Annotated in this window: 23 protein-coding genes; 15 read left to right on the forward strand and 8 right to left on the reverse strand. The window is 64.0% G+C overall.

Features of this window, described 5'->3' with window-relative positions:
- Window positions 1-77 precede the first annotated feature (77 nt).
- Window positions 78-500, reverse strand: a complete 423-nt coding sequence (hpaR, locus tag WF331_RS10155; RefSeq protein WP_016499002.1) for a homoprotocatechuate degradation operon regulator HpaR — start codon at window positions 498-500, stop codon at window positions 78-80.
- A 156-nt stretch (window positions 501-656) separates the two neighbouring features.
- Complete coding sequence (gene hpaA / locus WF331_RS10160) at window positions 657-1,562, reverse strand: 4-hydroxyphenylacetate catabolism regulatory protein HpaA (protein ID WP_016499001.1); 906 nt, start codon at window positions 1,560-1,562, stop codon at window positions 657-659.
- A 171-nt stretch (window positions 1,563-1,733) separates the two neighbouring features.
- On the opposite strand from hpaA, the gene WF331_RS10165 reads away from it, so the two are divergent.
- From WF331_RS10165 to hpaI, 8 genes are all read left to right on the forward strand, one after another.
- Complete coding sequence (locus WF331_RS10165) at window positions 1,734-2,393, forward strand: fumarylacetoacetate hydrolase family protein (protein ID WP_084967395.1); 660 nt, start codon at window positions 1,734-1,736, stop codon at window positions 2,391-2,393.
- Window positions 2,394-2,403: 10 nt separating this feature from the next.
- Window positions 2,404-3,168, forward strand: a complete 765-nt coding sequence (locus WF331_RS10170) for a fumarylacetoacetate hydrolase family protein (protein ID WP_340622865.1) — start codon at window positions 2,404-2,406, stop codon at window positions 3,166-3,168.
- Window positions 3,169-3,173: 5 nt separating this feature from the next.
- Complete coding sequence (gene hpaE, locus WF331_RS10175) at window positions 3,174-4,634, forward strand: 5-carboxymethyl-2-hydroxymuconate semialdehyde dehydrogenase (protein ID WP_041167996.1); 1,461 nt, start codon at window positions 3,174-3,176, stop codon at window positions 4,632-4,634.
- Between the two features lie 190 nt (window positions 4,635-4,824).
- Window positions 4,825-5,748 (forward strand): 3,4-dihydroxyphenylacetate 2,3-dioxygenase, encoded by a 924-nt coding sequence (gene hpaD / locus WF331_RS10180; RefSeq protein ID WP_016498997.1) that lies wholly within the window; start codon window positions 4,825-4,827, stop codon window positions 5,746-5,748.
- 64 nt (window positions 5,749-5,812) lie between these two features.
- Window positions 5,813-6,217, forward strand: a complete 405-nt coding sequence (locus WF331_RS10185) for a 5-carboxymethyl-2-hydroxymuconate Delta-isomerase (protein WP_016498996.1) — start codon at window positions 5,813-5,815, stop codon at window positions 6,215-6,217.
- A 54-nt stretch (window positions 6,218-6,271) separates the two neighbouring features.
- On the forward strand, window positions 6,272-7,579 hold the full coding sequence (locus WF331_RS10190) for an MFS transporter (protein ID WP_340622866.1): 1,308 nt from the start codon (window positions 6,272-6,274) through the stop codon (window positions 7,577-7,579).
- 17 nt (window positions 7,580-7,596) lie between these two features.
- Window positions 7,597-8,400, forward strand: a complete 804-nt coding sequence (hpaH, locus tag WF331_RS10195; protein WP_049274708.1) for a 2-oxo-hept-4-ene-1,7-dioate hydratase — start codon at window positions 7,597-7,599, stop codon at window positions 8,398-8,400.
- Window positions 8,401-8,410: 10 nt separating this feature from the next.
- A complete protein-coding gene (gene hpaI, locus WF331_RS10200; RefSeq protein ID WP_016498993.1) occupies window positions 8,411-9,214 on the forward strand; it encodes a 4-hydroxy-2-oxoheptanedioate aldolase in 804 nt (267 codons plus the stop codon).
- A gap of 149 nt (window positions 9,215-9,363) precedes the next feature.
- Here hpaI and WF331_RS10205 read toward each other — a convergent pair whose 3' ends face one another.
- Complete coding sequence (locus tag WF331_RS10205; protein ID WP_016498992.1) at window positions 9,364-10,293, reverse strand: p-hydroxyphenylacetate 3-hydroxylase reductase component; 930 nt, start codon at window positions 10,291-10,293, stop codon at window positions 9,364-9,366.
- Between the two features lie 79 nt (window positions 10,294-10,372).
- Complete coding sequence (locus tag WF331_RS10210; RefSeq protein ID WP_340622867.1) at window positions 10,373-11,542, reverse strand: p-hydroxyphenylacetate 3-hydroxylase oxygenase component; 1,170 nt, start codon at window positions 11,540-11,542, stop codon at window positions 10,373-10,375.
- A 202-nt stretch (window positions 11,543-11,744) separates the two neighbouring features.
- On the opposite strand from WF331_RS10210, the gene WF331_RS10215 reads away from it, so the two are divergent.
- On the forward strand, window positions 11,745-12,344 hold the full coding sequence (locus WF331_RS10215) for a TetR/AcrR family transcriptional regulator (protein WP_016498990.1): 600 nt from the start codon (window positions 11,745-11,747) through the stop codon (window positions 12,342-12,344).
- Between the two features lie 11 nt (window positions 12,345-12,355).
- Here the strand turns inward: WF331_RS10215 and hpaR (WF331_RS10220) are convergent, their stop codons facing one another.
- Window positions 12,356-12,778 carry a homoprotocatechuate degradation operon regulator HpaR gene (hpaR, locus tag WF331_RS10220; protein WP_016498989.1) on the reverse strand — a complete coding sequence of 141 codons (423 nt, stop codon included), beginning with the start codon at window positions 12,776-12,778 and terminating at the stop codon, window positions 12,356-12,358.
- A 107-nt stretch (window positions 12,779-12,885) separates the two neighbouring features.
- Here hpaR (WF331_RS10220) and WF331_RS10225 point away from each other — a divergent pair, with 107 nt between their 5' ends.
- Window positions 12,886-14,184, forward strand: coding sequence for an NAD(P)/FAD-dependent oxidoreductase (locus tag WF331_RS10225; RefSeq protein ID WP_340622868.1), 1,299 nt, complete (start codon window positions 12,886-12,888; stop codon window positions 14,182-14,184).
- A 137-nt stretch (window positions 14,185-14,321) separates the two neighbouring features.
- Here the strand turns inward: WF331_RS10225 and feaR are convergent, their stop codons facing one another.
- From feaR to WF331_RS10240, 3 genes are all read right to left on the reverse strand, one after another.
- Complete coding sequence (feaR, locus tag WF331_RS10230; protein WP_340622869.1) at window positions 14,322-15,263, reverse strand: transcriptional regulator FeaR; 942 nt, start codon at window positions 15,261-15,263, stop codon at window positions 14,322-14,324.
- Between the two features lie 113 nt (window positions 15,264-15,376).
- Complete coding sequence (locus tag WF331_RS10235; protein ID WP_016498986.1) at window positions 15,377-15,949, reverse strand: DUF3156 family protein; 573 nt, start codon at window positions 15,947-15,949, stop codon at window positions 15,377-15,379.
- Window positions 15,930-17,426 (reverse strand): APC family permease, encoded by a 1,497-nt coding sequence (locus WF331_RS10240; RefSeq protein WP_016498985.1) that lies wholly within the window; start codon window positions 17,424-17,426, stop codon window positions 15,930-15,932. The genes WF331_RS10235 and WF331_RS10240 overlap by 20 nt, the downstream gene beginning before the upstream one ends.
- Before the next feature lie 367 nt (window positions 17,427-17,793).
- Here WF331_RS10240 and WF331_RS10245 point away from each other — a divergent pair, with 367 nt between their 5' ends.
- From WF331_RS10245 to WF331_RS10265, 5 genes are all read left to right on the forward strand, one after another.
- Window positions 17,794-19,281 carry an aldehyde dehydrogenase family protein gene (locus tag WF331_RS10245; protein WP_340622870.1) on the forward strand — a complete coding sequence of 496 codons (1,488 nt, stop codon included), beginning with the start codon at window positions 17,794-17,796 and terminating at the stop codon, window positions 19,279-19,281.
- A gap of 179 nt (window positions 19,282-19,460) precedes the next feature.
- Window positions 19,461-20,771, forward strand: coding sequence for an alginate export family protein (locus tag WF331_RS10250; protein ID WP_340622871.1), 1,311 nt, complete (start codon window positions 19,461-19,463; stop codon window positions 20,769-20,771).
- Window positions 20,772-20,983: 212 nt separating this feature from the next.
- Window positions 20,984-22,201: a multidrug effflux MFS transporter gene (locus WF331_RS10255; protein WP_340622872.1), complete on the forward strand. Its 1,218-nt coding sequence runs from the start codon at window positions 20,984-20,986 to the stop codon at window positions 22,199-22,201.
- A gap of 125 nt (window positions 22,202-22,326) precedes the next feature.
- Window positions 22,327-23,466, forward strand: coding sequence for a tyramine oxidase subunit B (locus WF331_RS10260; RefSeq protein WP_340622873.1), 1,140 nt, complete (start codon window positions 22,327-22,329; stop codon window positions 23,464-23,466).
- A 31-nt stretch (window positions 23,467-23,497) separates the two neighbouring features.
- Entirely contained in the window at window positions 23,498-23,920 is a 423-nt protein-coding gene (locus WF331_RS10265; protein WP_016498980.1) for a RidA family protein, read from the forward strand.
- The last annotated feature ends 22 nt before the right edge of the window (window positions 23,921-23,942 follow it).

A 23,942-nucleotide genomic window follows, 5' to 3' on the forward strand; every position in this document is an offset into this window, starting at 1 on the left:
TGGCTTCTTCGAACGCCACCGTGGCACTGTGATGCCTCGGCGGGGGCGAGTCCATCGATTACAAGACCAGAAAAACGTTATGGCGCGATGCGCTTCAGGTCATTCAACAACCCCATCAGCTGCTGCAGCTTCTCTTCACCAAACTGCGCCTGAATCTTCTGGTAGTTGGCCTCCATGCCTTCCTTCATCGAGGCAAAGCACGCCTCCCCTCCTTCGGTCAGGCTGACGAACACCCGTCGCTGGTCCTGCGCGGCCTTCTGCCGCCGCACCAGCCCGTCTCGCTCCAGGCGCCCCAGTACCCCGGTCATGCTCGGCTTGAGGATGCAGGCCAGTTCCGCCAACTGGTAATTCTCCAGCTCGCCGTGCTGCTTGAGGATGCGGATTACCCGCCATTGCTGCTCGGTCAGGTCGTGCTGGTTCAACAGCGGCCTGAAAAATGCCATCGCGGCTTCTCGGGCCTGCAACAGGCTTAGCGTGAGCGAAGGTTGCGTCTTGGTCATGGTCAAACCTGTGGCTTTTTCTCAATTCACGAATTTAAGGGCATGCACGATGGAAAGTGCAATCTGTTCCACGGAAAACCCATTCAAGCCCGGCGCGCGGGCTGCGACCATCCGCTGTAAACAACAACAGCACCCGGGTGAGCCGCCATGGCCATTTCACTGCAATTCTGCCTGCCGCTGGCGGTACTCCCCGGGTGTGAGCTTGGCGTAGCGGTTGAAGAAGCGGCTGAAATAGGCCGGGTCCTTGAAGCCGAGCTGGTAACAGATTTCGTTGGCCGTGCTGCCGGAAAACAACAGCAAACGCTTGGCCTCCTGCATCAGCCGTTCCAGCACCAGGCGCTTGGATGGCAAGTCGGCGATGCGCCGGCACACATCGTTCAGCCGTGCCTCGGTCACGCCAATCTGCTGCGCGTAGCGGGCCAGCGGCCAATGCTCAAGGTAATGCGCTTCGATCAGGGCATTGAAACGGTGGAAGATCTTCAGGTCTTCATGCCGCGCCGGGGTCGATTCCAGCGAGTTGGGGCACAGCCGCAGCAGGCTGATCATGATCAGGCGGGTCAGCGACTGCAACGCCGCCTCGCGACCCGGTTGCTGCGTGGCAAACTCGTCACTCAACGCGTCCAGCCAGCCTTGCAGGCGCTGCGCCTCGGCCTTGTATTCGGCCGGCAGGTTGCCCAGCGCCACACAGGCCGGCTGCACCTGCATGCCCGCCGGCAGCAGGCTGGCGTCGGCTTCGATCAATTGCCACACCAGTTGCTGGCGCACCGTCAGCACATGCCCGTCGCTGTCCGCTTCGGTGACGAACGCGTGCGCCACCGTGGGTGGCGTGAGGAAGAACATCGGCCCGGCCTCGATGTACTGCTGGTCATCCAGATACACCCGTACTGTGCCCGACTTCACGTAATGCACCTGGAAAAACCGGTCATGCCGGTGCACCGGCATGTTGCGCCCGAAAAAGCCCGCCAGGTTGCCCAGCCGGTCGTAATGCACCTCGCTGTCGCTGTAGCGCTGGTCGTAGACCTGGCCAATGTTGATGTTCGGTATCGGATGCCGGTCGCTCATGGCTGCTTGCTCGCAAATCGCTTGACCCTGTTGACGATGGCCCATGGTGCCTTGCCTTGCCGGCAGGCGCCACTGGCCACCCCTTGACCATCGTTAACATATTAACTATAACATTAACACATTAACGAAATCCGCAGGACGGCCACCGCCCTGCACTGCCAGGAGAAGAGCATGAGCCATGCCCTGCATGACGTTGCCAGCGGCACCCTGTTCGGCGTCGCGCTGAACTACCAGGGTTTGCTGCAGCAGCACCAAGCGGCGTTCGTGGAAGCACCGTACAAGCAACTGCCGGTCAAGCCGGTGTTGTTCGTCAAGACCCCGAACACCCGCAACCAGCATGAAGGCCAGGTGGTATTCCCGGCCGGCGTGCAGCGCGTGCAACCCGGCCCGGCGCTGGGAGTGGTGATTGGCAAGGACGCCAGCCGCGTCAGCGTGGCCGATGCCCTGGAGCATGTGGCGGGCTACACCATCGTCAACGAAGTGAGCCTGCCCGAAGACAGCTACTACCGCCCTGCAGTCAAGGCCAAGTGCCGTGATGGTTTTTGCCCGGTCGGCCCTGAACTGGTGCCCGCCAGCCAAGTGGCCAACCCCGATGCCCTGGGCCTGCGCCTGTATGTGAACGGCGAACTGCGCCAGCACAACAACACCGCCAACTGCGTACGCACGGTGGCGCAGCTGATTGCCGAAATCAGCGAGTTCATGACCCTGCACGCCGGCGACATCCTGATCACCGGAACCCCCGAGGGCCGCGTCGATGTACAGCCAGGTGACCGCGTCGACATCGAGATCGACGGCCTGGGCAAGCTGACCAACCACATCGTCGCCGAGTGAGGAATTACCTGTGAAACACGCCCGTATCCAGTTCGACGGCCAGGCCCACGATGTCACGGTCGAAGACGATCACCTGCGCCTTGCCGACGGCCGCCTGGTCCATAAGGACCAGGTCACCTGGCTGCCACCCGCCACCGGCAGCATGTTCGCCCTGGGCCTGAACTACGCCGACCACGCCAGGGAGCTGGCCTTCGCGCCGCCCACCGAACCGTTGGCTTTCATCAAGTCGCCAGGCACCTACACCGGCCACAACCAGGTCACCTGGCGCCCGGACAACGTCGAATACATGCACTACGAGTGCGAGCTGGTGGCGGTGATCGGCAAAGCGGCGAAGAACGTCAAGCGTGAGCACGCCCTGGCCTACGTTGCCGGCTACACCGTGTGCAACGACTACGCCATCCGCGACTACCTGGAAAACTACTACCGCCCCAACCTGCGGGTTAAAAACCGCGATGCCACCACCCCGGTCGGCCCGTGGATCGTCGATGCGGCCGATGTGCCAGACGTCAGCAACCTGAAGCTGCGCACCTGGATCAACGGTGAGCTGAAGCAGGAAGGCACCACCGCGGACATGATCTTCGACATCCCGCACCTCATCGAATACTTCTCCAGCTTCATGACCCTGCAACCGGGCGACATGATCGCCACCGGCACGCCAGAAGGCCTGGCCGATGTGGTGCCGGGTGACGAAGTGGTGGTGGAAGTGGAAGGCGTCGGTCGCCTGGTCAACCGTATCGTCAGCGAAGCTGACTTCTTCAAGAACAACAAGGCATGAGCAGCATGATCAAGCACTGGATCAACGGCCGTGAGGTCGAGAGCAAAGACACCTTCGTCAACTACAACCCCGCCACCGGCGACGCCATCTGCGAAGTCGCCAGCGGCGGCGCCGAGGAAGTGGCCCAGGCTGTGGCTGCGGCCAAGGAAGCCTTCCCCAAGTGGGCCAACACCCCGGCCAAGGAACGTGCCCGGCTGATGCGCAAGCTGGGTGAGCTGATTGAGCAGAACGTGCCGAAACTCGCCGAGCTGGAAACCCTCGACACCGGCCTGCCGATCCACCAGACCAAGAACGTGCTGATCCCGCGTGCCTCGCACAACTTCGACTTTTTCGCCGAAGTGTGCACGCGCATGGACGGCCATACCTACCCGGTCGACGACCAGATGCTCAACTACACCCTGTACCAGCCGGTGGGTGTGTGCGGCCTGGTAAGCCCATGGAACGTGCCGTTCATGACGGCTACCTGGAAGACTGCGCCGTGCCTGGCGCTGGGCAACACCGCCGTGCTGAAGATGAGCGAGCTGTCGCCTCTGACCGCCAACGAACTGGGCCGCCTGGCGGTAGAAGCCGGCATCCCCAACGGCGTGCTGAACGTGATCCAGGGGTACGGCGCTACCGCCGGCGATGCCCTGGTCCGCCACCCCGATGTGCGCGCCATTTCCTTCACCGGCGGTACCGCCACCGGCAAGAAGATCATGCAGACCGCGGGCCTTAAAAAGTACTCGATGGAACTGGGCGGCAAGTCGCCCGTGCTGATCTTCGAAGACGCAGACCTTGAGCGTGCGCTGGACGCCGCGCTGTTCACCATCTTCTCGCTGAACGGCGAGCGCTGCACCGCCGGCAGCCGCATCTTCATCCAGGAAAGCGTGTACCCGCAGTTTGTCGCCGAGTTTGCGGCGCGCGCCAAGCGCCTGATCGTAGGTGACCCGACCGACCCGAAAACCCAGGTCGGTTCGATGATCACCCAGCAGCACTATGACAAGGTCACCGGGTACATCCGCATTGGCATCGAAGAAGGTGCACGCCTGGTCGCCGGGGGCCTGGAGCGCCCGGCCAACCTGCCGGCGCACCTGGCCAAGGGGCAGTTCATCCAGCCCACCGTGTTCGCCGACGTGAACAACAAGATGCGTATTGCCCAGGAAGAAATCTTTGGCCCGGTGGTGTGCCTGATCCCGTTCAAGGACGAAGCCGAGGCGCTGCAACTGGCCAACGACACCGAGTATGGCCTGGCCTCGTACATCTGGACCCAGGACATCGGCAAAGCCCATCGCCTGGCCCGTGGCATCGAGGCCGGCATGGTGTTCATCAACAGCCAGAACGTACGCGACCTGCGCCAGCCGTTCGGCGGCGTGAAAGGTTCCGGTACCGGGCGTGAGGGCGGGCAGTACAGCTTCGAGGTCTTTGCAGAGATCAAGAACGTGTGTATTTCCATGGGTAATCACCACATTCCCCGCTGGGGCATCTAACCCTCTGTGCGGTTTACACCGCCCGTGTAGGAGCGGCCTTGTGCCGCGATGGGGCGCGCAGCGGCCCCTGGATTTCGGCCTCGCCGCAGATATCGCCGGGGCCGCTGTGCGCCCCATCGCGGCACAAGGCCGCTCCTACAAGGGACCGGGTCAGCCCCAAAACAACAACAGCGTCTTATCGGAGACCCCCATGGGCAAACTCGCTCTCACTGCCAAGATTACCCATGTACCGTCCATGTACATGTCCGAGCTGCCAGGCCCGCGCCAAGGCTTTCGCCAGGCGGCCATCGACGGGCATCACGAAATCAGCCGCCGTTGCCGTGAGCTGGGCGTGGACACCATCGTCGTGTTCGACACGCACTGGCTGGTAAACGCCAACTACCACGTGCTGTGCGGGCCGCATTTCGAGGGCGTGTACACCAGCAACGAACTGCCGCACTTCATCAGCAACATGCCCTACGCATTCCCCGGCAACCCCGAGCTGGGCAAGCTGCTGGCCGAGGAGTGCAACCGCTTCAACGTCGAAACCATGGCCCACCACGCCACCACCCTCGCCCCGGAATACGGCACCCTGGTGCCCATGCGCTACATGAACCAGGACCAGCACTTCAAAGTGGTCTCGGTCTCGGCACTGTGCACCTCGCACTACCTGGCCGACAGTGCCCGCCTGGGCTGGGCAATGCGCAAGGCTGTAGAAGACCACTACGACGGCACCGTGGCGTTCCTGGCCAGCGGCTCGCTGTCGCACCGCTTCGCGCAGAACGGCCAGGCGCCGGACTTTGCCACCAAGGTATGGAGCCCGTTCCTCGAAACCCTCGACCACCGTGTGGTGCAAATGTGGCAGGACGGCGAGTGGGAAGCGTTCTGCGGGATGCTGCCGGAGTACGCCGCCAAAGGCCACGGTGAAGGCTTCATGCACGACACGGCAATGCTGCTGGGTGCGCTGGGCTGGTCCGATTACGACGGCAAGGCCGAAGTGGTCACGCCCTACTTCGGCTCTTCCGGCACCGGCCAGATCAACGCGATCTTCCCGGTCACCCCGCAGGACGGTGGTGCCATCCCCGCTGCCCAGGCCGCCAACCCGGCCGCCGTGGTGCCCACCAGCCGCCTGTAACCCACCCGTTCGCGGCTGGTCGCCCTGGCGGGTGGCCAGCCGCCCCTCACCGAGGAGGCCCCCCATGCCACACCTGGTTCTGCTCTACACCCCCGACCTGGAAACCGACGCCGACATCCCCGGCCTGTGCCGCGCCCTGGCCGACACCATGCTCGAACAGCGCGATGCCGAAGGCAAAGCCGTGTTCCCCACTGGCGGTACCCGCGTGCTGGCCTACCCCGCCGCCCATTGCGCGGTGGCCGACGGCAAAGGCGAATACGGCTTTCTGTACGCCAACCTGCGCATGGCTACCGGCCGTAGCGCCGAGGTGCACAAAACAGTGGGCGACAGCTTGCTGGCAGTGTTGAAAGCGCGCCTGGACCCACTGCTGCAACAGCGCCCGATCGGCATCACCGTGCAGATCGACCACAGCACCGCCCAGGTCTACGACGCCAAGCACAGCACCTTGCACCCACTGTTCAACCGCTAGCGCGCCGGCTCAAACCACGCCCTCCCCGACTCATTACAGAACAAGTACAAAAACATGAGCACACTCGAACAAGCCTCGCCGTGCGAGGCAAACGCTGAACGGGCCGACAGTACCCATCGGGCAGTCACCTGGCGGCTGATGCCGCTGCTGCTGGTGTGCTACCTGTTCGCCCACCTGGACCGCATCAACATTGGCTTCGCCAAGATGCAGATGAGCCAGGACCTGCACTTGTCCGACACGGTCTATGGCCTGGGTGCCGGGCTGTTCTTCATTGCCTATGCGCTGTTCGGCGTCCCCAGCAACCTGATGCTCGACCGCGTTGGCCCACGCCGCTGGATCGCCTGCCTGATGGTGGTGTGGGGGCTGTTGTCGACCAGCATGCTGCTGATCGAAAGCAGCAGCGCGTTCTACCTGTTGCGCTTTGCCCTGGGCGCGGCCGAGGCCGGGTTCTTCCCGGGCATTCTGGTTTACCTCAACCGCTGGTACCCGGCCGGGCGCCGCGCCCAGGTCACCGCGCTGTTCGCCATTGCCGTGCCGTTGGCCGGAGTGGTCGGCGGGCCAGTGTCCGGGGCCATCCTGGCCTTCATGCACGACACGGCCGGGCTGCGTGGCTGGCAGTGGATGTTCCTGCTCGAAGGGGCGCCGGTGGTGTTGCTGGGCCTGGTGGTACTGGCCGTTTTGCCGGAGCACTTCGAGCAGGTGAGCTGGCTGGATGAGCAGCAGAAAGCCACGCTGCGCGCGCAATTCGGTGAGGAAGAACAGCGCAAGCCCGTAACCTCGTTCGGCGCCATTTTCGCAAGCCGTGCGCTGTGGCTGTTGGTGGCCGTGTATTGCGCGGTGATGCTGGCGGTGAACACCCTTGCGTTCTGGATGCCCAGCCTGATTCACAGTGCCGGTGTGGCCAGCGACGCCAGTGTCGGCCTGCTCAGCGCTGTGCCGTACGTGGCCGGCTGCGTGTTCATGCTGGCGTGCGGCCGCTCCAGCGACCGCCAACGCGAACGCCGCTGGCACCTGTGCGTACCGCTGCTGATGGCTGCCATCGGCATCGCCATTGCGGCCATTGCCCCCGAGCAGGCGCTGCCGGTAATGGCCGGCCTGGTGCTGGCCGGCATGGGCGCCAGCGCTGCGCTGCCGATGTTCTGGCAACTGCCGCCGGCGTTCCTCAACGCCCGTACCCAGGCCGCCGGCATTGCCCTGATCAGCTCGCTGGGCAGCATCGCCTCGTTCTTCACGCCCTACTTCATCGGCTGGGTGCGCGACACCACCCACAGCACCAGCCTGGCCCTGTACGTACTCGCCGTCTTCATCGCCCTGGGCGGCCTGCTGGTGCTGCGCACCCAGGCTGCCATCGTCAACCCTTGAATCAAGAGACCGCCCCCATGCTAGACAACGCTTTCATCCAGCACGCCGCCGACCGCCTCGACCAGGCCGAACGCTCCCGCGAGCAAGTGCGCCAGTTCTCGCTGGAGCAACCGGCAATCACCATCGAAGACGCCTACGCCATCCAGCGCGCCTGGGTGGCAAAAAAGATCGCCGCCGGGCGCAAGCTGGTGGGCCACAAGATCGGCCTGACCTCGCGCGCCATGCAGGTATCGTCGAACATCACCGAGCCCGACTACGGCGCCTTGCTCGACGACATGCTGTTCGACGAAGGCAGCGACATCCCCTTCGAGCGCTTCATCGTGCCGCGGGTTGAAGTGGAGTTGGCGTTCATCCTCGGCAAGCCGCTGAAGGGCCCGAACATCACCGTGTTTGATGTGCTGGACGCCACCGAGTGGGTGATCCCGGCGCTGGAAATCATTGACGCGCGCATCCAGCAGGTGGACCCGCAAACCCAGGCCACCCGCAAGGTGTTCGACACCATCTCCGACAACGCCGCCAATGCCGGCGTGGTGATGGGCGGGCGGGCCGTGCGCCCCACCGAAATCGACCTGCGCAAAGTGCCGGCGGTGCTCTACCGCAATGGCGTGATCGAGGAATCCGGGGTCAGCGCTGCCGTGCTCAACCACCCGGCCAAAGGCGTTGCCTGGCTGGCCAACAAACTGGCGCCGTACGACGTCACCTTGCAGCCCGGCCAGATCATCCTTGGGGGTTCGTTCACCCGCCCGGTCGCCGCTCGCCCAGGTGACACCTTCCACGTCGACTACGACATGCTCGGCTCCATCGCCTGCCGCTTCGTTTAAGGACCTGCCCATGGACATGCCCATCAACCACTTCAAGCGACGCCTGCACAGCGGTGAACCGCAAATCGGCCTGTGGCTCGGCCTGGCCGATGCCTACTGCGCCGAGCTGGCGGCCAATGCCGGTTTCGACTGGCTGCTGATCGACGGCGAACACGCGCCCAACGACCTGCGCGGCATGCTCGCCCAGTTGCAGGCGGTGGCACCCTACCCCAGCCAGGCAGTGATCCGCCCGGTGATCGGCGATACCGCGCTGATCAAGCAGGTGCTGGATATCGGCGCACAAACCTTGCTGGTGCCGATGGTGGAGACTGCCGAACAGGCGCGGCAACTGGTCAAGGCCATGCATTACCCGCCCAAGGGCATTCGCGGGGTGGGCAGCGCGCTGGCGAGGGCTTCGCGCTGGAATACCGTGCCCGGTTACCTGGACCACGCCGATGAGCAAATGTGCCTGCTGGTGCAGATCGAGAACAAGGAAGGCCTGGCCAACCTGGACGAGATCGTTGCGGTGGAAGGTGTGGATGGCGTGTTCATCGGGCCTGCAGACCTGAGTGCGGCCATGGGGCATCGCGGCAACCCCGGGCACCCGGAGGTGCAGGCGGCGATAGAAGACGCGATCGTGCGCATTGGCAAGGCGGGCAAAGCCGCCGGCATTCTCAGCGCGGACGAGAAACTGGCGCGACGCTACATCGAGCTGGGTGCGGCATTTGTGGCGGTGGGTGTGGATACCACGGTGCTGATGCGCGGGCTGCGCGAGCTGGCGGGGAAGTTCAAGGATACAGTGGTAGTCCCCAGTGCCGGGGGTGGTGTCTACTGAGGCTTCTGGTTGGATGGCACCGGCTTTGCCGGTGTTCGCGGCTAAAGCCGCTCCCACAGGGACCGCGCCGAAGTTGCTACTGGCGCTGGACCTGTGGGAGCGGGTTCACCCGCGAACACCGGCACAGCCGGTGCCATCCAAAGCGATGTTCAGATGTTGATAAGGGCCTTGAGCACGGTCTTGAAAGTCTCCAGCTGCTGTTCACTGAACTGCCCGAACACCTTGTCCTGCTGTTGCCGGGCAATGGTCCACAACGCCTCGGTCTCGTCCACGCCCTTCACCGATAGCCGCACTCGCCCTTCGTCATCGGCAATCAGCCCTTTGCGCTTGAGGTTGGCGACCGCTTCCTCGATCTCCCGCGCCGGCATCGCCACTTCGCGTTGCAGGTCGTTCAGGCTCAGGCCAGCATCGTTCTCCAGCACCATCAGCATGCGTGCCTCGCTGGTGCGCAGGCCGGTGCACAGCTGGCGTGGCTGGTAGTCAGCCTGATAGGCACGCAACGCCTGGGTCATCAGGTAGTACAGGTTGTGCTGCAGGCGGCCCTGGAAGTGGCTGCTCGGTGCCTGCCCCTCTGCGCCTTGGGTCATGCGGGTATGCGGCAGCACCATTGAATAGGCGCCCTGGTGATACAGCAGCGGCGAGCGGCCAAAGTCATCAAAGGCCACTACCTTGCCCACCAGGATCCAGTGATCGCCACCGTCCAGCTGCTGGTACTTTTCACACTCAAAGCGCGCCGCGCAATCGGCGAACAACGGCGCACCGCCAGTGCCGGTCTCGTAGTCGATACCGGCAAAGCGATCTTCCTTCGGGCGGGCAAAGTTGTTGGACAGGTCGATCTGGTCCGCAGCCAGAATGTTCACGGCAAAGTGCGAGGCCTCTTCGAACACTTCATGGCTGGTGGAGCGCTTGTCGATGCTCCACAGGATCAGCGCCGGGTCCAGCGACACCGAGTTGAAGCTGTTGGCGGTAACGCCGACCTTGCGGCCACTGGGGCCGGCGGCAGTCACCACCGTCACGCCGGTGGCGAAGTTGCCCAGGGCGCGGCGGAAGGCACGTGAATCGAAGGTTTCTTTGGACATGCAAGACTCCCGGGCAGGCCTGGCAGCCTGCCCTGTTTGTTGTTGTGCTTGTAGGGGATGGGTGAAAACAAGTGGCGGCTCAGACCATCGCCGGGTCAGGCTCCAGGCCCATCAGCTCGCGGCCGAGGATTTGCGCACACACGTCGTAATCGGTGTAGGCATGGGCACCGGTCATGTGCGAATCGCGGAACAGCCGCTGCAGTTCGTTGCTCTCGAACCAGGCGCCACCACCGGCCGCTTCCATCAGGCGGTCGACGGCCTGGATGCACATCTTCACGGCGTAGCCCTGGTTGGTACGCCAGAACGCCAGCGTGCCACGCGACGGGTATTCGTGACGGGCACTGTGCTCGGCAATTTCGTCCCAGCTCTTTTCCAGCAATGCCCGGGCAGCGGCCACCTGATGGGTCGACTCGGCCAGGCGCATCAGCGCCGGGGTGGCGGCGCCCACGGCAGCACCGGTGTAGGCACGCACGCGGTTGCGGGTTTTCTCGCGGAACACCTCCAGCATGCGCTCGGCAACGCCGAGGCTGACCGTGGAGAAGCCGCTGGCAAAATACGGGCGATACGGGGCGAAGAAAATCTTGCTGTCGGGGTACAAACCAAAGCCCGCCGACTTGCCCTCCATCATGTCCTTGGCCTTCTGGATGCGGTGCTCGGGCACGAAGGCATCACGCACGATCAAGGTCTTGCTGCCGCTGCCGCGCATGCCCACGGCATACCAGTCATCACGGATTTCATAGTCGCTGCGAGGCAGGATGGCGAAGCAGTAATCCTGAGCGCCTTCGGCATTCTTTCGGCGGAAACCGAGAATCGCCCATTCGGCGTGGTCGCAACCGGAACTCCAGCCCATTTCGCCGCTGAACGACACGCCACCCTCAACCTCTTCGGTGCGGCCGAACGGCGCGATACTGCTGCTGGCGGTAGCATCCGGGTCGCTACCCCACACCTCCTGTTGTAGCCTGGGCGAGAACATTGCCATCTGGTGGCTGTGGGTGCACAGCAGGCTCATGGCCCAGGCTGTGCTGGCGCAGGCCCCCGCCAGCAAGGCGATGCACTGGGCGAACTCCGGCAGGGTGATTTCCATGCCGCCGAAGTGTTTGGGCAAGAAAGCGCGGTGCATGCCGATGCTTTTCAGCAAGGCGATATTCTCTGCCGGCACACCGCGGTCCTGCTCTGCACGCATGGCATTGGCGGCAATGGTCGGCAGGACGGACTTCAGGTCTTCCAGCAGGGGGTTTGGCTTTTTCATGAGCGGTCTCTTTCTTATTGGATTCGAAGACGCGATCAGTATGTGAGCGGCGATTGGGTGGCGGAATGCACGTTACGAGGGGAACATTGCACTTTCCATGGCGCCCGGAAATTGCCTTGCGACAAGCATTGACCCGTGCATTTTCGATCACCACAATCCCACCCTCAAGACGCGCGCGGCCCGCCGCGCCCCTGACGGAGTGATGCTGTTGAAAGACCTTTCCCCTTCTGCGGTGCGTGTGTGCGATGCCGCCGTCGGCCACTTCGCCGAGTACGGTTATGACGCCTCTTCGCTGAACGAAATCGCCCAGTTGGCGGGCATGCGCAAGGCATCGCTGTATGCGCATTTCGCCAACAAGGACGCCTTGTTCGTGGAGGTGTTCCAGCGTGCGCTTGTGCAGGAAACGGCCTTTGTCGAGCACGGCTTTGCGCAGGAAGCCCGCGACGGCCTGGCGGCGGGGCACTGGCTGGCCCTGCACCTGGCCGAACGTTATCGCGACTCGGCCGAACTGCGCTTCGTGTTGCGCACGGCGTTCCTGCCCCCGGCGGGCATCAAGCCGATTGTCACTTCGGGCTTTGAACAATACCTGGACGGCATACGCGAAGGGTTCAGCGTGGCCCTGCAAGCTCGCCACGGCTGGGCGCATGAGCAGCACAGCCGCCTGGCGCTGTATGCCGATGCCTACCTGGGCATCATCGACAGCCTGTATGTAGAGCTGATGTACGCAGGCCCCGACGCCTATGAGCGGCGCGCGGCAGCACTGCTGAAAGTGCTGGAAGACTCGCTGTCACTCAACCGCTGACGCCTGGCGCGTCAGGGTTTGATCTTCTTCATTTCACCCAGCAGCTGCATCAGCTGCTGCAGCTTGTCATCGCCAAACTGGGCGAGGATCTTGTCGTAGTTGCGGGTCATCTCCTCGCTCATCGCCAGAAACGCTTGCTGGCCAGCCTCGGTCAGGCTGATGAACACCCGGCGCTGGTCTTCCGGCGACTTGCGCCGCGCCACGATGCCGTCACGCTCCAGGCGCTTGAGCACCCCGCTCATGCTGGGCTTGAGGATACAGGCCAGCTCCGCCAACTGATGGCTTTCCAGCTCGCCTTGCTGGCGCAGGATACGGATTACCCGCCATTGCTGCTCGGTCAGGTCATGGGCATTCAGCGCCGGGCGGAAGAACGCCATGGTGGCTTCGCGCGCCTGCAGCAAGGTCAGGGTCAGGGAGGGTCTTGGTGTGGTCATGCGGGCTCAAGGAGGCTGGAAATAGCAAACCGGCGAGTATGCCAGTGCACAATCATTAATACATTAATAGAATGATTTCTACCCATTTCCAGTCAGCAGGCGGCGTCATGATCACCCTCGAGAGCCCCACCTACTACTCGGCGACCAAGAAGTACAACCTGAGCTTCCCAACCCTGGAACGCGACATCGAGGCCGATGTCGTGGTGATCGGTGGCGGTTTCTCCGGCATTAACACCGCCCTGGAGCTGGCGGAACAAGGCGTGACCAATATCGTCGTGCTCGAGGGCCGTTATCTGGGCTACGGCGGTAGCGGGCGCAACGGCGGGCAGATCATGGCGGGCATCGGCCACGACCTGGAGAAGATCCGCAGCAGCGTCGGTGATCAGGGCGTGAGGGATATTTTCGAAATCAGCGAACTGGGCGCCGGCATCATCAAGGACCGCATCGCCCGCTACGCCATCGACGCAGACTTCTGCCACGGCTATGGCTACATGGGCTTCAACCGCCGCCAGGAACAGACCCTGCGCAAATGGGAGAAGGCCTTCAAGGCGATCAATACCCGCGACGAGATCCGTTTTCTCGGTGGCAGCGAAGTGCGCCAGATCATCGGCAGCAACGCCTACAGCAGCGCCCTGCTGCACATGGGCGGTGGCCATGTGCATTCCCTGAACCTGCTGCTGGGCGAAGCGCAGGCACTGGTCGGCCATGGTGCGCGCATCTTCGAACACAGCCCGGCCCTGGAAGTGACCTACGGCGAGCGCATCACGGTACGCACCGGCCGTGGCTCGGTACGCGCCAGCAAGCTGCTGTGGGCGTGCGACAGCTTCCTCAACGAGCTGGAGCCGCAGTTGCACGCACGCACTATAAATACCTATGCCTTCCAGATGATGACCGAGCCATTGCCGGATGAGCTGATCGAGCGCATCAGCCCGATACGCGGGGCCTACAGCGACATCCGCCCGGTGATCGACTACTACCGGGTCACCCGCGAGAACCGCCTGCTGTTTGGCGCCGCCACGCCCTTCGTCGAGCACTTCCCGCTGGACCTGAAGGCGTGGAACCGCGCGCTGATGCTGAAGATTTTCCCCTACCTGAAAGACGTGCGCATCGACCTGGCCTGGGGCGGCCCGATGGCCACCAGTGCCAACCTGTTTCCGCAGATAGGCACCCTCGACAACCGCCCCAACGCTTTCTATGTGCAGGGCTACTCCGGCTTTGGCGTCACGCCCAGCCACATCATTTGCAAGATACTCGCCGAGGGTATGCAGGAGGGATCGAAGCGCTATGACCTGGTCAGCTCGGTCAAGCATGCGCGCATCCTCGGCAAGGACCATTTCCGCCCGCTGCTGCTCACTGCCGGCAAGACCGTGCACCAGCTGTCGGGCTACTTCAACGGCCGTCGCTGAACCGCCGCCAAGTGACTTGGGGGCCTCATCGCCGGCAAGCCAGCTCCCACAGGTACATCACAGGCCTGAGGATGCGTGAAATACCTGTGGGAGCTGGCTTGCCGGCGATGAGGCCCGCACAAGCAGCACCATCACACTCAAACCATCGCCTGCGCCCGGTAGTCCTTGGGCGAGCGTTCGAACTGTTTCTTGAACGAGCGGCTGAAATGCGCCGAGTCGGTAAACCCCCACTTGTAGGCAATCGAGGTAATCGACTCGCTCCTGAAGAACGGGTTGGCCAGGTCATCCGCACTGCGCTTCAGGCGCGCCCGCTGAATGTAGCGGCACACACTATCGCCCTCCTCCTCGAACAGCCGGTACAGGTGACGCACAGAGATGTTCAGGCGACCGGCCAGGTTGGACGGGGTCAGCCCGGGCTGTGACAGGGACTCGTCGATCACCTGCTGCACGTAGCCCCGCAGGTTGGCCCCGTTCAAGGCCCCAAGGTTGCCCAGCGCTTCGCCATGGCGCTCGAAGCCCGGCTCCAGCAGGGCAATGAAGGCGGTCTGCAGCGCGTCGCCCTGGGCCCCATCACCGCTTACATTGCCGTCCTTGCACAGTTGGTCCATCAGCACATGCAGCATGCGCCCGCAGGCGTTGCTCGAGGAGATCTTGCCAAACATCGGGCCGCTGCCTTGCACATACTTGCGTACCTGCTCACGCGACAGGGCCAGCGAGACATGTTCGATCAACCCACTGGGGGTGATTTCGCAGCGCCCGACCGAATCCATCAGCAGCAGCTCACCCGGCGCCAGGCTGACCTGCATGCCCCCCTGGGACACGGTGGAATGCCCCGCACGCTGGCTGACCAGGAAACAATGCTGGTCATCGTCAAGGGTCGGGTTTTCGCCCAGCCGGCGGATGTTGCCGGCATTGGTTCGCAGGTTGGCCAGCGGCAAGCCGGCACGGGAAAAGGTAGAAATCTCGCCGATGAACAGCGAGTGATTGGACGCAAGTTCCGTCTCGAAACGGCCACAGATCTGTTGCATGGCCGTGGTCCAGCGTTCCAGCCCCTGACGGTTGGATTGTTGAGTATGCATGGCTGCCCTCGACGCAGGATTTGTTCTTATGCGCACATTGTTAACATGTTATCTATGTGCGCACAACTGTCATCATTCGTCGCTAGATACAGCAAGGCGTATGCCAGTTTGCGTCAAAGGTTGGGCAGCAAAGTGTTGAACTGGGCCAGGCTGGCCATCAGGTGCGCCCGCTGTTGCGGGCTGATGGGGATGTAGCGGCGAAACGCCGGCATGCGGTTGACCACTTCGCTACCGCCCATGTGCTCCAGCGTCAGCAGCCATTGGCCGTCGCGCCAGGCCAAGGTCAGGCGCTTGAAATCCAGCGGCATCAGCGCCGCCACCAGTGCGGCCTGCTGCAGCAACCGGTCGCGCAGTCGGGCGAAGCGCGCCCGCTCGCCCTTGCGGTACACACAGGCCAGACCGGTACGGCGTAGTGCACCGGTATGGCGCAGCTCCAGGCTGACCTCGCCCCCTTGCGGAGCAGGCAACTGCAGCTGGAACTCACAGGTGACGATGTGCATCAGCAGGTGGGCCTCGACGCGTTCGTGCACCCTGGCCTGCCAACCCTGGGCCGGGTCGTGGATCACCCCGGCCGCCACCAGGTTCTGCTGCCCCAGGTTGCGCGCCAGGCATGCCAGCGTGGCGCCTGGGCGATACCCGGAAGGCGCCCGGGGCGCCAGCAAGCGTTCACGCAAATTTCTGATCATGCAGCACGTGCTCCACGGCGTGGCCAGGCTCGGCAGCAAACTCTTTCTCGAGCACATCCTCGACCCGCGCCGGCTTGAACGGGTTGACCTTCTGCACGCACAGCGTCCAGAACAATGCATAGGCCGCAGTGGCGCCAAGCATGATGGCGAACGGCACGTAGACATCGGCAGGGTTCATGCCCGGCGGTGTGATGAACGCCATGCCGATGAGGATACCGCTGCTGGAGAATATCTGCGGCAACGGGAACAGCGGCGAGCGGTAGGCACGCGGCAGGTCCGGGCGGCGAATGCGCAATATCACCACCGACAGGGTCACCAGCAGGTAGGCGGTGCTCCAGGCGCACACGGCGGCCAGCACCAGGTGCAGGATGTTGTCCGGGTTACCGCCCAGGTACCAGGCATGCAGGCAAGGGATCAACGCCACCACCAGGATGCACAGCAGCGGTGTCTTGAAGCGCGGGTGCAGGTAGGTGAACACCTTGGGCAACGCGCCGTCCACCGCCATGCCGTAAAGAATGCGTGGCACACCGGCCATCAGCGTGTTGATGGTGGCCGCGCCGGCGAACAGGAACCCGATACCCAGCCACACTGGGCCAATATCACCCATCACCTGCTCGGCGAAGCGCGGGATGGCCATGGGCGTGTCCAGCAGGTGCACGCCACTGGCGGCATCCAGCACCACGTTTTCCACCTGGCGCTTCATCGCCGCTCCGTAGATGAACATGCAGCTGGCCACGCCAAACAGGCCCAGCGCCATGGCACGCGGCAGCACCCAGGCCGAGCGACGCAGTTCGGGGGCAAGCGGCGTGACGAACTCGCAGCCAACGAACATGAACATGGCCATGCCGACCAGCGAGAGGATGGTCATCAGGTCGGTGCCCACCAGCGACACGCCGAACGGGCCGTCCAGTTCCACTGCGGGTGCGGCGATCAGGCCAAGCACGCCGAACACCATCAAGGTGGTCCACATGCCGAAGGTGAGGACCACTTCCGCGCGGCTGAAGGCGCTGACGCCAAAGGCATTGAGCACCGCAAACGCCACCACGAAGCACACCCCCAGCAGCCACGAACCGCCGGCGGATTCCGCCAGGGTATTGAGGTGCTCGAAGTTCACCAGCGCCATCACCCCCGACAGGATGGTTTCGGCGGTACCGGCGAACACATGCACGATCAGGTAGGCCGACAGCGTGCCGGTAATGGCGAAGAAGCGGCCCATGCCACAGTTGATGTAGTCGTATACCGAGCCCGTGGTCGGCAGGATCGACGCAGCCTCGGCAAAGGTGGTGGACTGCGCCAGCATCATCAGTGCGGCGATCACCATGGCCACGGCGAAGGCGCTGCCGCCGATGCCAAAGCCCATGGTCGCGGTGAGGATCACCGGGCTGGCCATGATCAGCCCGACAGTGCTGGCCAGTGCGGTGGGGAAACCGACCGTGCCGCGGTTGAGGTGCTCGGTGAGCTTGTTATTGAGTGACATCGTATGCCCCGGCTTGTTTTTGTGGCGTTGAACGAGTGATTACTGTGCGCTGCCGGTGGCATGGCGTCTTGCCGATGGCTGCCGCCGGGCTTGTTGCTGCCTGCCAGCAATCAGCCCGGCCTACGCTCGCTTTTTTTGTGGGAGCGGCCTTGCGTCGCGATAGGGGCGCGAAGCGGCCCCAGCATTTTCAGCTTCGCCGCCAACATCGCCGGGGCCGCTCTGCGGCCCTATCGCGACACAAGGCCGCTCCCACAAGGCTTACCCAGTGCGGTTGGCAGCCACAGTCATGCACCTGTCACGCAGGCACAAGCACCGCACTGCCCCGCTTATTAAGCTGCAAACTTTGGCCACCTGCCCCGGAGTCTGCATGAGCGACATCACCCTCCTACCTGCCGTCACGGCCTTCCTGGCCCGCGAGCATGGCGTGTTCATCCACGGCCAGCACCTCGCCAGCCAGTCGTCGTCGAACATTGCCGTGGTCAACCCGGCCAACGGCCATACCATCGCCCACATCGCCGACGCCAACCAGGCCGATGTCGACCATGCCGTCAGCTCCTCGCGCCAAGGCTTTACCGCCTGGTCGCACACCAGCCCCGCCGCCCGCGCCGCAGTGCTGTTCAAGCTCGCCGACCTGCTGGAAGCCAACCGCGAAGAACTGGCGCAGCTGGAAACCTTGCAATCCGGCAAGCTCATCGGCATTTCCCGTGCCTTCGAAGTAGAGCAGGCCGCGCACTTCCTGCGCTACTACGCCGGCTGGGCGACCAAGATCACCGGCCAGACCATCACCCCGTCGCTGCCCTCGTTCGCCGGTGAGCGCTACAGCGCCTTCACCCTGCGCGAGCCGATTGGCGTGGTGGTGGGCATCGTGCCGTGGAACTTCGCCACCATGATCGCCATCTGGAAGCTGGCCTCGGCCCTGACAACCGGCTGCAGCATTATCCTCAAACCCAGCGAATTCACCCCGCTGACGCTGCTGCGCATTGCCGAACTGGCCACCGAAGCAGGCCTGCCGGCCGGTGCACTGAACGTGCTGACCGGTGGTGGCCTGGTGGGCAAGGCACTGATCGAGCACGCAGGTACCGACAAGGTCTCGTTCACCGGCTCCGTGCCCACTGGCATCGCCGTAGGCCAGGCTGCCATGGGCGCCAAGCTGACCCGCGCGACACTGGAACTGGGCGGCAAGAACGCGGTGGCCTTCCTGCCCGACGTGGCCGTGGACAAAGCGCTCGATGGCATCATCGAGGCCGGCTTCCTGCACTCGGGGCAAATCTGCGCCGCGGGCGAGCGCTTCTATGTGCACCGGTCGCGCATCGACCCGCTGCTGGACGCCCTGTCCCAGCGCCTGGGCCAACTGAAAATCGGCTCGCCACTGGACGAGGCCACCCAGTTCGGCCCCGTGGCCAACAAGCCGCACCAGCAGAAGCTGGCCGAACTGTTCGCCATCGCCCGCGCCGAAGGCAGCCAGATCATTCACGGCGGCACCCTGGGCGACGGCCCCGGCTGTTTCGTCGAACCCACGGTAGTCCTCGCCCGGTCGGCCAGCGACACCCTGCTCACTCAGGAAACCTTCGGCCCGGTGGCGACCTTCCTGCCTTATGACGACGAAGACGAACTGCTGCACCTGATAAATGCCTCGCCCTACGGCCTCAGTGCCAGCCTGTGGACCAACGACCTGGGCAAGGCCATGCGCATGATCCCGCAAATCCAGGCCGGTACCCTGTGGGTCAACATGCACACCCTGCTCGACCCGGCTGTACCGTTTGGGGGCATCAAGGCTTCCGGCATTGGCCGCGAGTTCGGCTCGGCCTTCATCGATGACTTCACCGAGCTCAAGTCGGTGATGATCCGCTACTGACCGCGCCTGTGGCCAAGGCGTGCAAGCGCCTTGGCAGCCACGAACAAGACCCCGCCCCACCGCACACGCCCTAATAGGCCATCGCCGCCAACCGCGATGGCCCCTCGCCAGAACCGAGGGTGCCCCCGAACAACAAAGGCCCCTGTGAAGGTGGCCGAGAACAAACGAGGGATGTGCAAATGGTCAAACCACAGACGCTGTCCAGCCTGGCCCTGGCAACCTTGCTGGCCAGCCAGGCCGCGCCGGCCGTTGAGCTGTACGCCGACGATGACAGCCACCTGAACGCCGACATGCTGGCGGTATGGGGCATGTTCAACAGCCGCAAGAACTACGACGGCACCACAGGGGGTTCGACCTGGCGTGAAGGCTTTATCAAGTATGGCCTCAGCGGTGACCAGGGCCTGGCCGGCAACGGCACGCTGTACGGCAGCCTGAACTGGGTGAGCTCGGCCACCTGGGGCGATGGCGATGCGGCCGGCAACACCGATGGCTCCGAACGCACCACCAAGATCGAAGACGCCTTCCTCGGCTGGCGCTCGGCCGACCTGTTCCCGGTGCTGGGCAAGGATGGAGTGGACGTTTCCGCCGGCCGCCAGACCATTCGCCTGGGCAGTGGTTTTTTGATCAACGACGACGGCCCGAACCTGGGCAACGGCGTCGCCGACGGTGCGCTGGACCGCGGCGGGGCCTACTACCTGGCCGCCCGCCACGCCTTCGACCGCACCGCAATGCTGCGCCTGGGGGGCAGCGATGGCCTGCATGGCAGCCTGCTGTGGCTGAAATCCGACAACCGCGCCCAGGCCGAAACCGGACTGGCCGCCGGCACGCTGGACTACACCCACGCCTTGGGCACCCTGGGGCTGACCTGGGTTCACGGCATCGACGTCACCGACCAATGGGCCAGCGACTTTCAGAAAGCCCGCGAAGGCATGGACGTGTACAGCGTGCGCGGCGAAGGCAACGCCGGCATCGACAATGCCAGTTTCGCCTTCGAATACGCCTGGCAGGACAAGACCGACGGCCCCGAGCAAGCCTGGTACCTGCAGGCCGGCTACACCTTCGCCGACCTGCCGTGGGCACCGCAGGTTACCTACCGCTACACACGCTACTCAGCAGGCTGGGACGCGCTGTTCAGCGGCCTGTCCAGCGGTTACGGCACCTGGTTCCAGGGTGAAGTCGCTGCCAACTACGCCGGCCCCTTCAACAGCAACACGGGCATCCACCATGTGGGCGTGAAGGCGACACCGCTGGAAAACCTCACAGTCGGGGCGCTGTACTTCGACTTCGACACCGTACGCACCCGCGACAGCCTCAACCTCGATGCGCGGGAGCTGGACCTGTATGTGGAATGGGCAGTCAACGAGCACCTGATCATCAGCCCGCTGGTGGGCCTTTACCAGCCGCGCAAGGACGAGAGCAACGGCGGCAACCAGGTGGGCGGGAATGGTACCAATGTGTATAGCCAGCTGACCGTGGCTGTGCCGTTCTGACGCAACCACCGTAACCAACCTCTGCGGTCAATGTGGGAGCGGGCATGCCCGCGAAGAAGGCGACTCGGTGGCACCGGCTTTGCCGGTGTTCGCGGGCATGCCCGCTCCCACAGGAATCAGTGGCCTTGCGCAAGGGTTTGACCTTGGCCGACTCGGCGAATAATATTCGAAAACCTACCGGTCGGTAGGCGAAAAATCAGCCAGAGAAAACCATGCAAGCCAATCCCTCCCCTCCCATACCCTTCAGCTTCGCCCTGGGCCTAGGCCTGATCGGCGCCCTCGGCCCTTCCGCCGTCGACATGTACCTGTCGAGCCTGCCGGAAATCGCCAGCCACTATCAGGCTAGCTTCACCCGCATACAGCTGACACTGACCTTCTTCCTGCTGGCCATGGGCGCCGGCCAGCTGATCTTCGGCCCCATCGTCGACGCCTATGGCCGGCGCAAGCCGCTGCTGGCCGGACTGCTGCTGTTCATCCTGTGCTCGCTGGGCGCAGCCGCAGCCCCCAGCCTCGGCACCCTGATCATGCTGCGCTTTTTCCAGGGACTGGGCAGTGCGCTGACCCTGGTGGTGATCATGAGCATGGTGCGTGATGTGAGCCAGGGCGTGGCCGCGACCAGACTGTTCGCCCTGCTGATGACCATCGAAGGCGTCGCACCGATCCTGGCACCTGCCCTGGGCGGCGTGATCGACGCACATTTCGGCTGGCGTGCAGTAATGCTGGTACTCGCCGGCATGGGCGTGACGGTGCTGGTCAACAGCCTGCTGAACCTGCCCGAAACCCTGCCGCCCAGCAAACGCGAACCCCTGCGCCTGGGCCACGCCTGCAGCACCTACCTGGCCATCCTCGGCGACCGCCGCTTCCTGCGCCCGACCCTGGCGGTGGCTGCGGTATTCTTCTTCCTGTTCGCCTACATCGGCGGTGCCACCCTGGTGTACCAGGCCCACTACGGCCTGAGCGCCCAGGCCTTCGGCCTGCTGTTTGGCGCCACCGGGGTGTCGATCCTGCTCGGCGCCATGACGGCCAGCCACCTGATCAGCCGGCTGGGCCTCAATACCCTGACTCGGGTGGGCGTGCTGTGCATGGCCGGCGGTGCCTGCATCAGCCTGCTCGGTGCACTGACCGGCCTGGGGCTGCCAGGTGTGGCCGGCGGCATGGTGATAGCCCTGTTCGGCCTGGGGATAGCCGAGTCGACGCTGATGTCGCTGGTGATGGCCTCGCAAGAAAAGGCACTGGGTTCCACCGCAGCGCTGCTGGGCGCCATCCAGCTGTCGGCGTCTGCCGGCGCCGCCCCGCTGGCCGCAGTGGTACTCAACCACGGCCCGACCGCATGGGCCGCGCTGCTGGCCCTATGCACCCTGGTGGTGTGCCTGCTGACCGCCCTCAGCCTGCGCGACACCCCGGCCAGCTTCTCGCTCGCGGGCCATTGAAGCCCTGGCACTGACGGTCAACTCGGCTGGCAGGCAGACACAAGACGACCTACCAGTCGTTAGCGAAACTGGTTGCCTCGAAACCAACAACAAATCCGACGGCAGCCAGCCCTGCGAGACCCGCCATGACCCTCGATACCAGAATTGACTTCATCTACCTGTCCGAGCAGGACATGATCCGTGCCGGCGTCACCGACATGCCGGCCTGTGTCGACACCATGGAAGAAATGTTCGGCCTGCTGTACCAGGGTGACTACCGCATGGCCGGCCCGAACAGCGACTCGCACGGCGCGATGATTACCTTCCCCGAGCACTCGCCATTCCCCAACATGCCCAAGCCCACCGCCGACCGGCGCATGATGGCGATGCCGGCGTACCTCGGCGGCAACTTCCAGACCGCAGGCGCCAAGTGGTACGGCTCGAACATCGCCAACCGTGAGAAAGGCCTGCCCCGCTCGATCCTGATGTTCACCCTCAACGATGCCGACACCGGCGCGCCACTGGCGCACATGTCGGCCAACCTGCTGTCGGCCTACCGCACCGGCGCCATCCCGGGCGTCGGCGCCCGCCACCTGGCGCGCAAGGACGCCAAGGTGATCGGCCTGGCCGGCCCGGGGGTGATGGGCAAGACCACGGTCGCTGCGTTCATGGCCGTCTGCCCGCTGATCGACACCCTCAAGGTCAAGGGCCGTGGCCAGAAGAACCTGGATGCCTTCGTCGCCTGGGTGAAAACCAGCTTCCCGCAAATCACTCATGTCCAGGTGGTGGAAACCCTGGAAGAAGTGGTACGCGGTTCCGACCTGGTCAGCTACTGCAGCTCGGGCGAAGTCGGCGACCCCAGCCAGTACCCGCTGGTGTGCCGCGAGTGGGTCAAGCCTGGCGCGTTCCTGGCCATGCCAGCCCCGTGCAGTATCGACGCCGGCATGGAGCAGGACGACGTGCGCAAGGTGGTGGACAACACCGGCCTCTACGAGGCCTGGTTCGAAGAGCTGCCCAAGCCTGCGCACAACCACGTACCGCTGGTAGGTGTGCGCTTCATGGACATGATTGCCGAAGGCACGCTGGCCGCCGAGCAGGTGGAAGACATCGGCAAGATCATCAGCGGCGACGCACCGGGCCGCCTGCATGACGACGAAATCATCCTGATGTCGGTGGGCGGCATGCCCGTCGAAGACGTGGCCTGGGGCACCGTGGTGTACCGCAAGGCGCTCGAGCAAGGCATCGGCGTAAAGCTCAACCTCTGGGAAACCCCCGTTCTCAGCTGATCCCCCGCAACCGGATAACAAGGCAAAGCCCATGACACAGATCATCAAACTGAAAACCGGCTCCAAATTCGAAGACATGGCCAGCTACTCCCGCCTGGTGGCGGTGGACAACTGGATTCACGTCTCCAACACCGCCGGACGCAACCCGCAGACACAGGTCATTCCAGAGGACGTCATCGAACAGACCCACCAGGTGTTCGCCAACATCGAAACCGCGCTGGCCGCAGTCGATGCCAGCCTGGCCGATGTCATCAACTCACGTGTGTTCATCCAGGACCCTGCCGATGTACCACGGGTCATGGACGTGATCGGCGAGAAGTTCCGCGGCATCGACCCGGCCACCACGGTCACCTGCCCGCCGCTGGGCTCCACCGTTTACAAGGTCGAGCTGGAGGTCACCGCCTACCGCGGTGCAGGGCAAGCGCAAGTGACCCTGATCCGCCTTGGCCAGTGAGGCCGCCGGCTGGCGCTGAACA

It is taken from the genome of Pseudomonas sp. YNh, from assembly GCF_037993085.1.
Classification (GTDB): Bacteria; Pseudomonadota; Gammaproteobacteria; order Pseudomonadales; family Pseudomonadaceae; genus Aquipseudomonas; species Aquipseudomonas putida.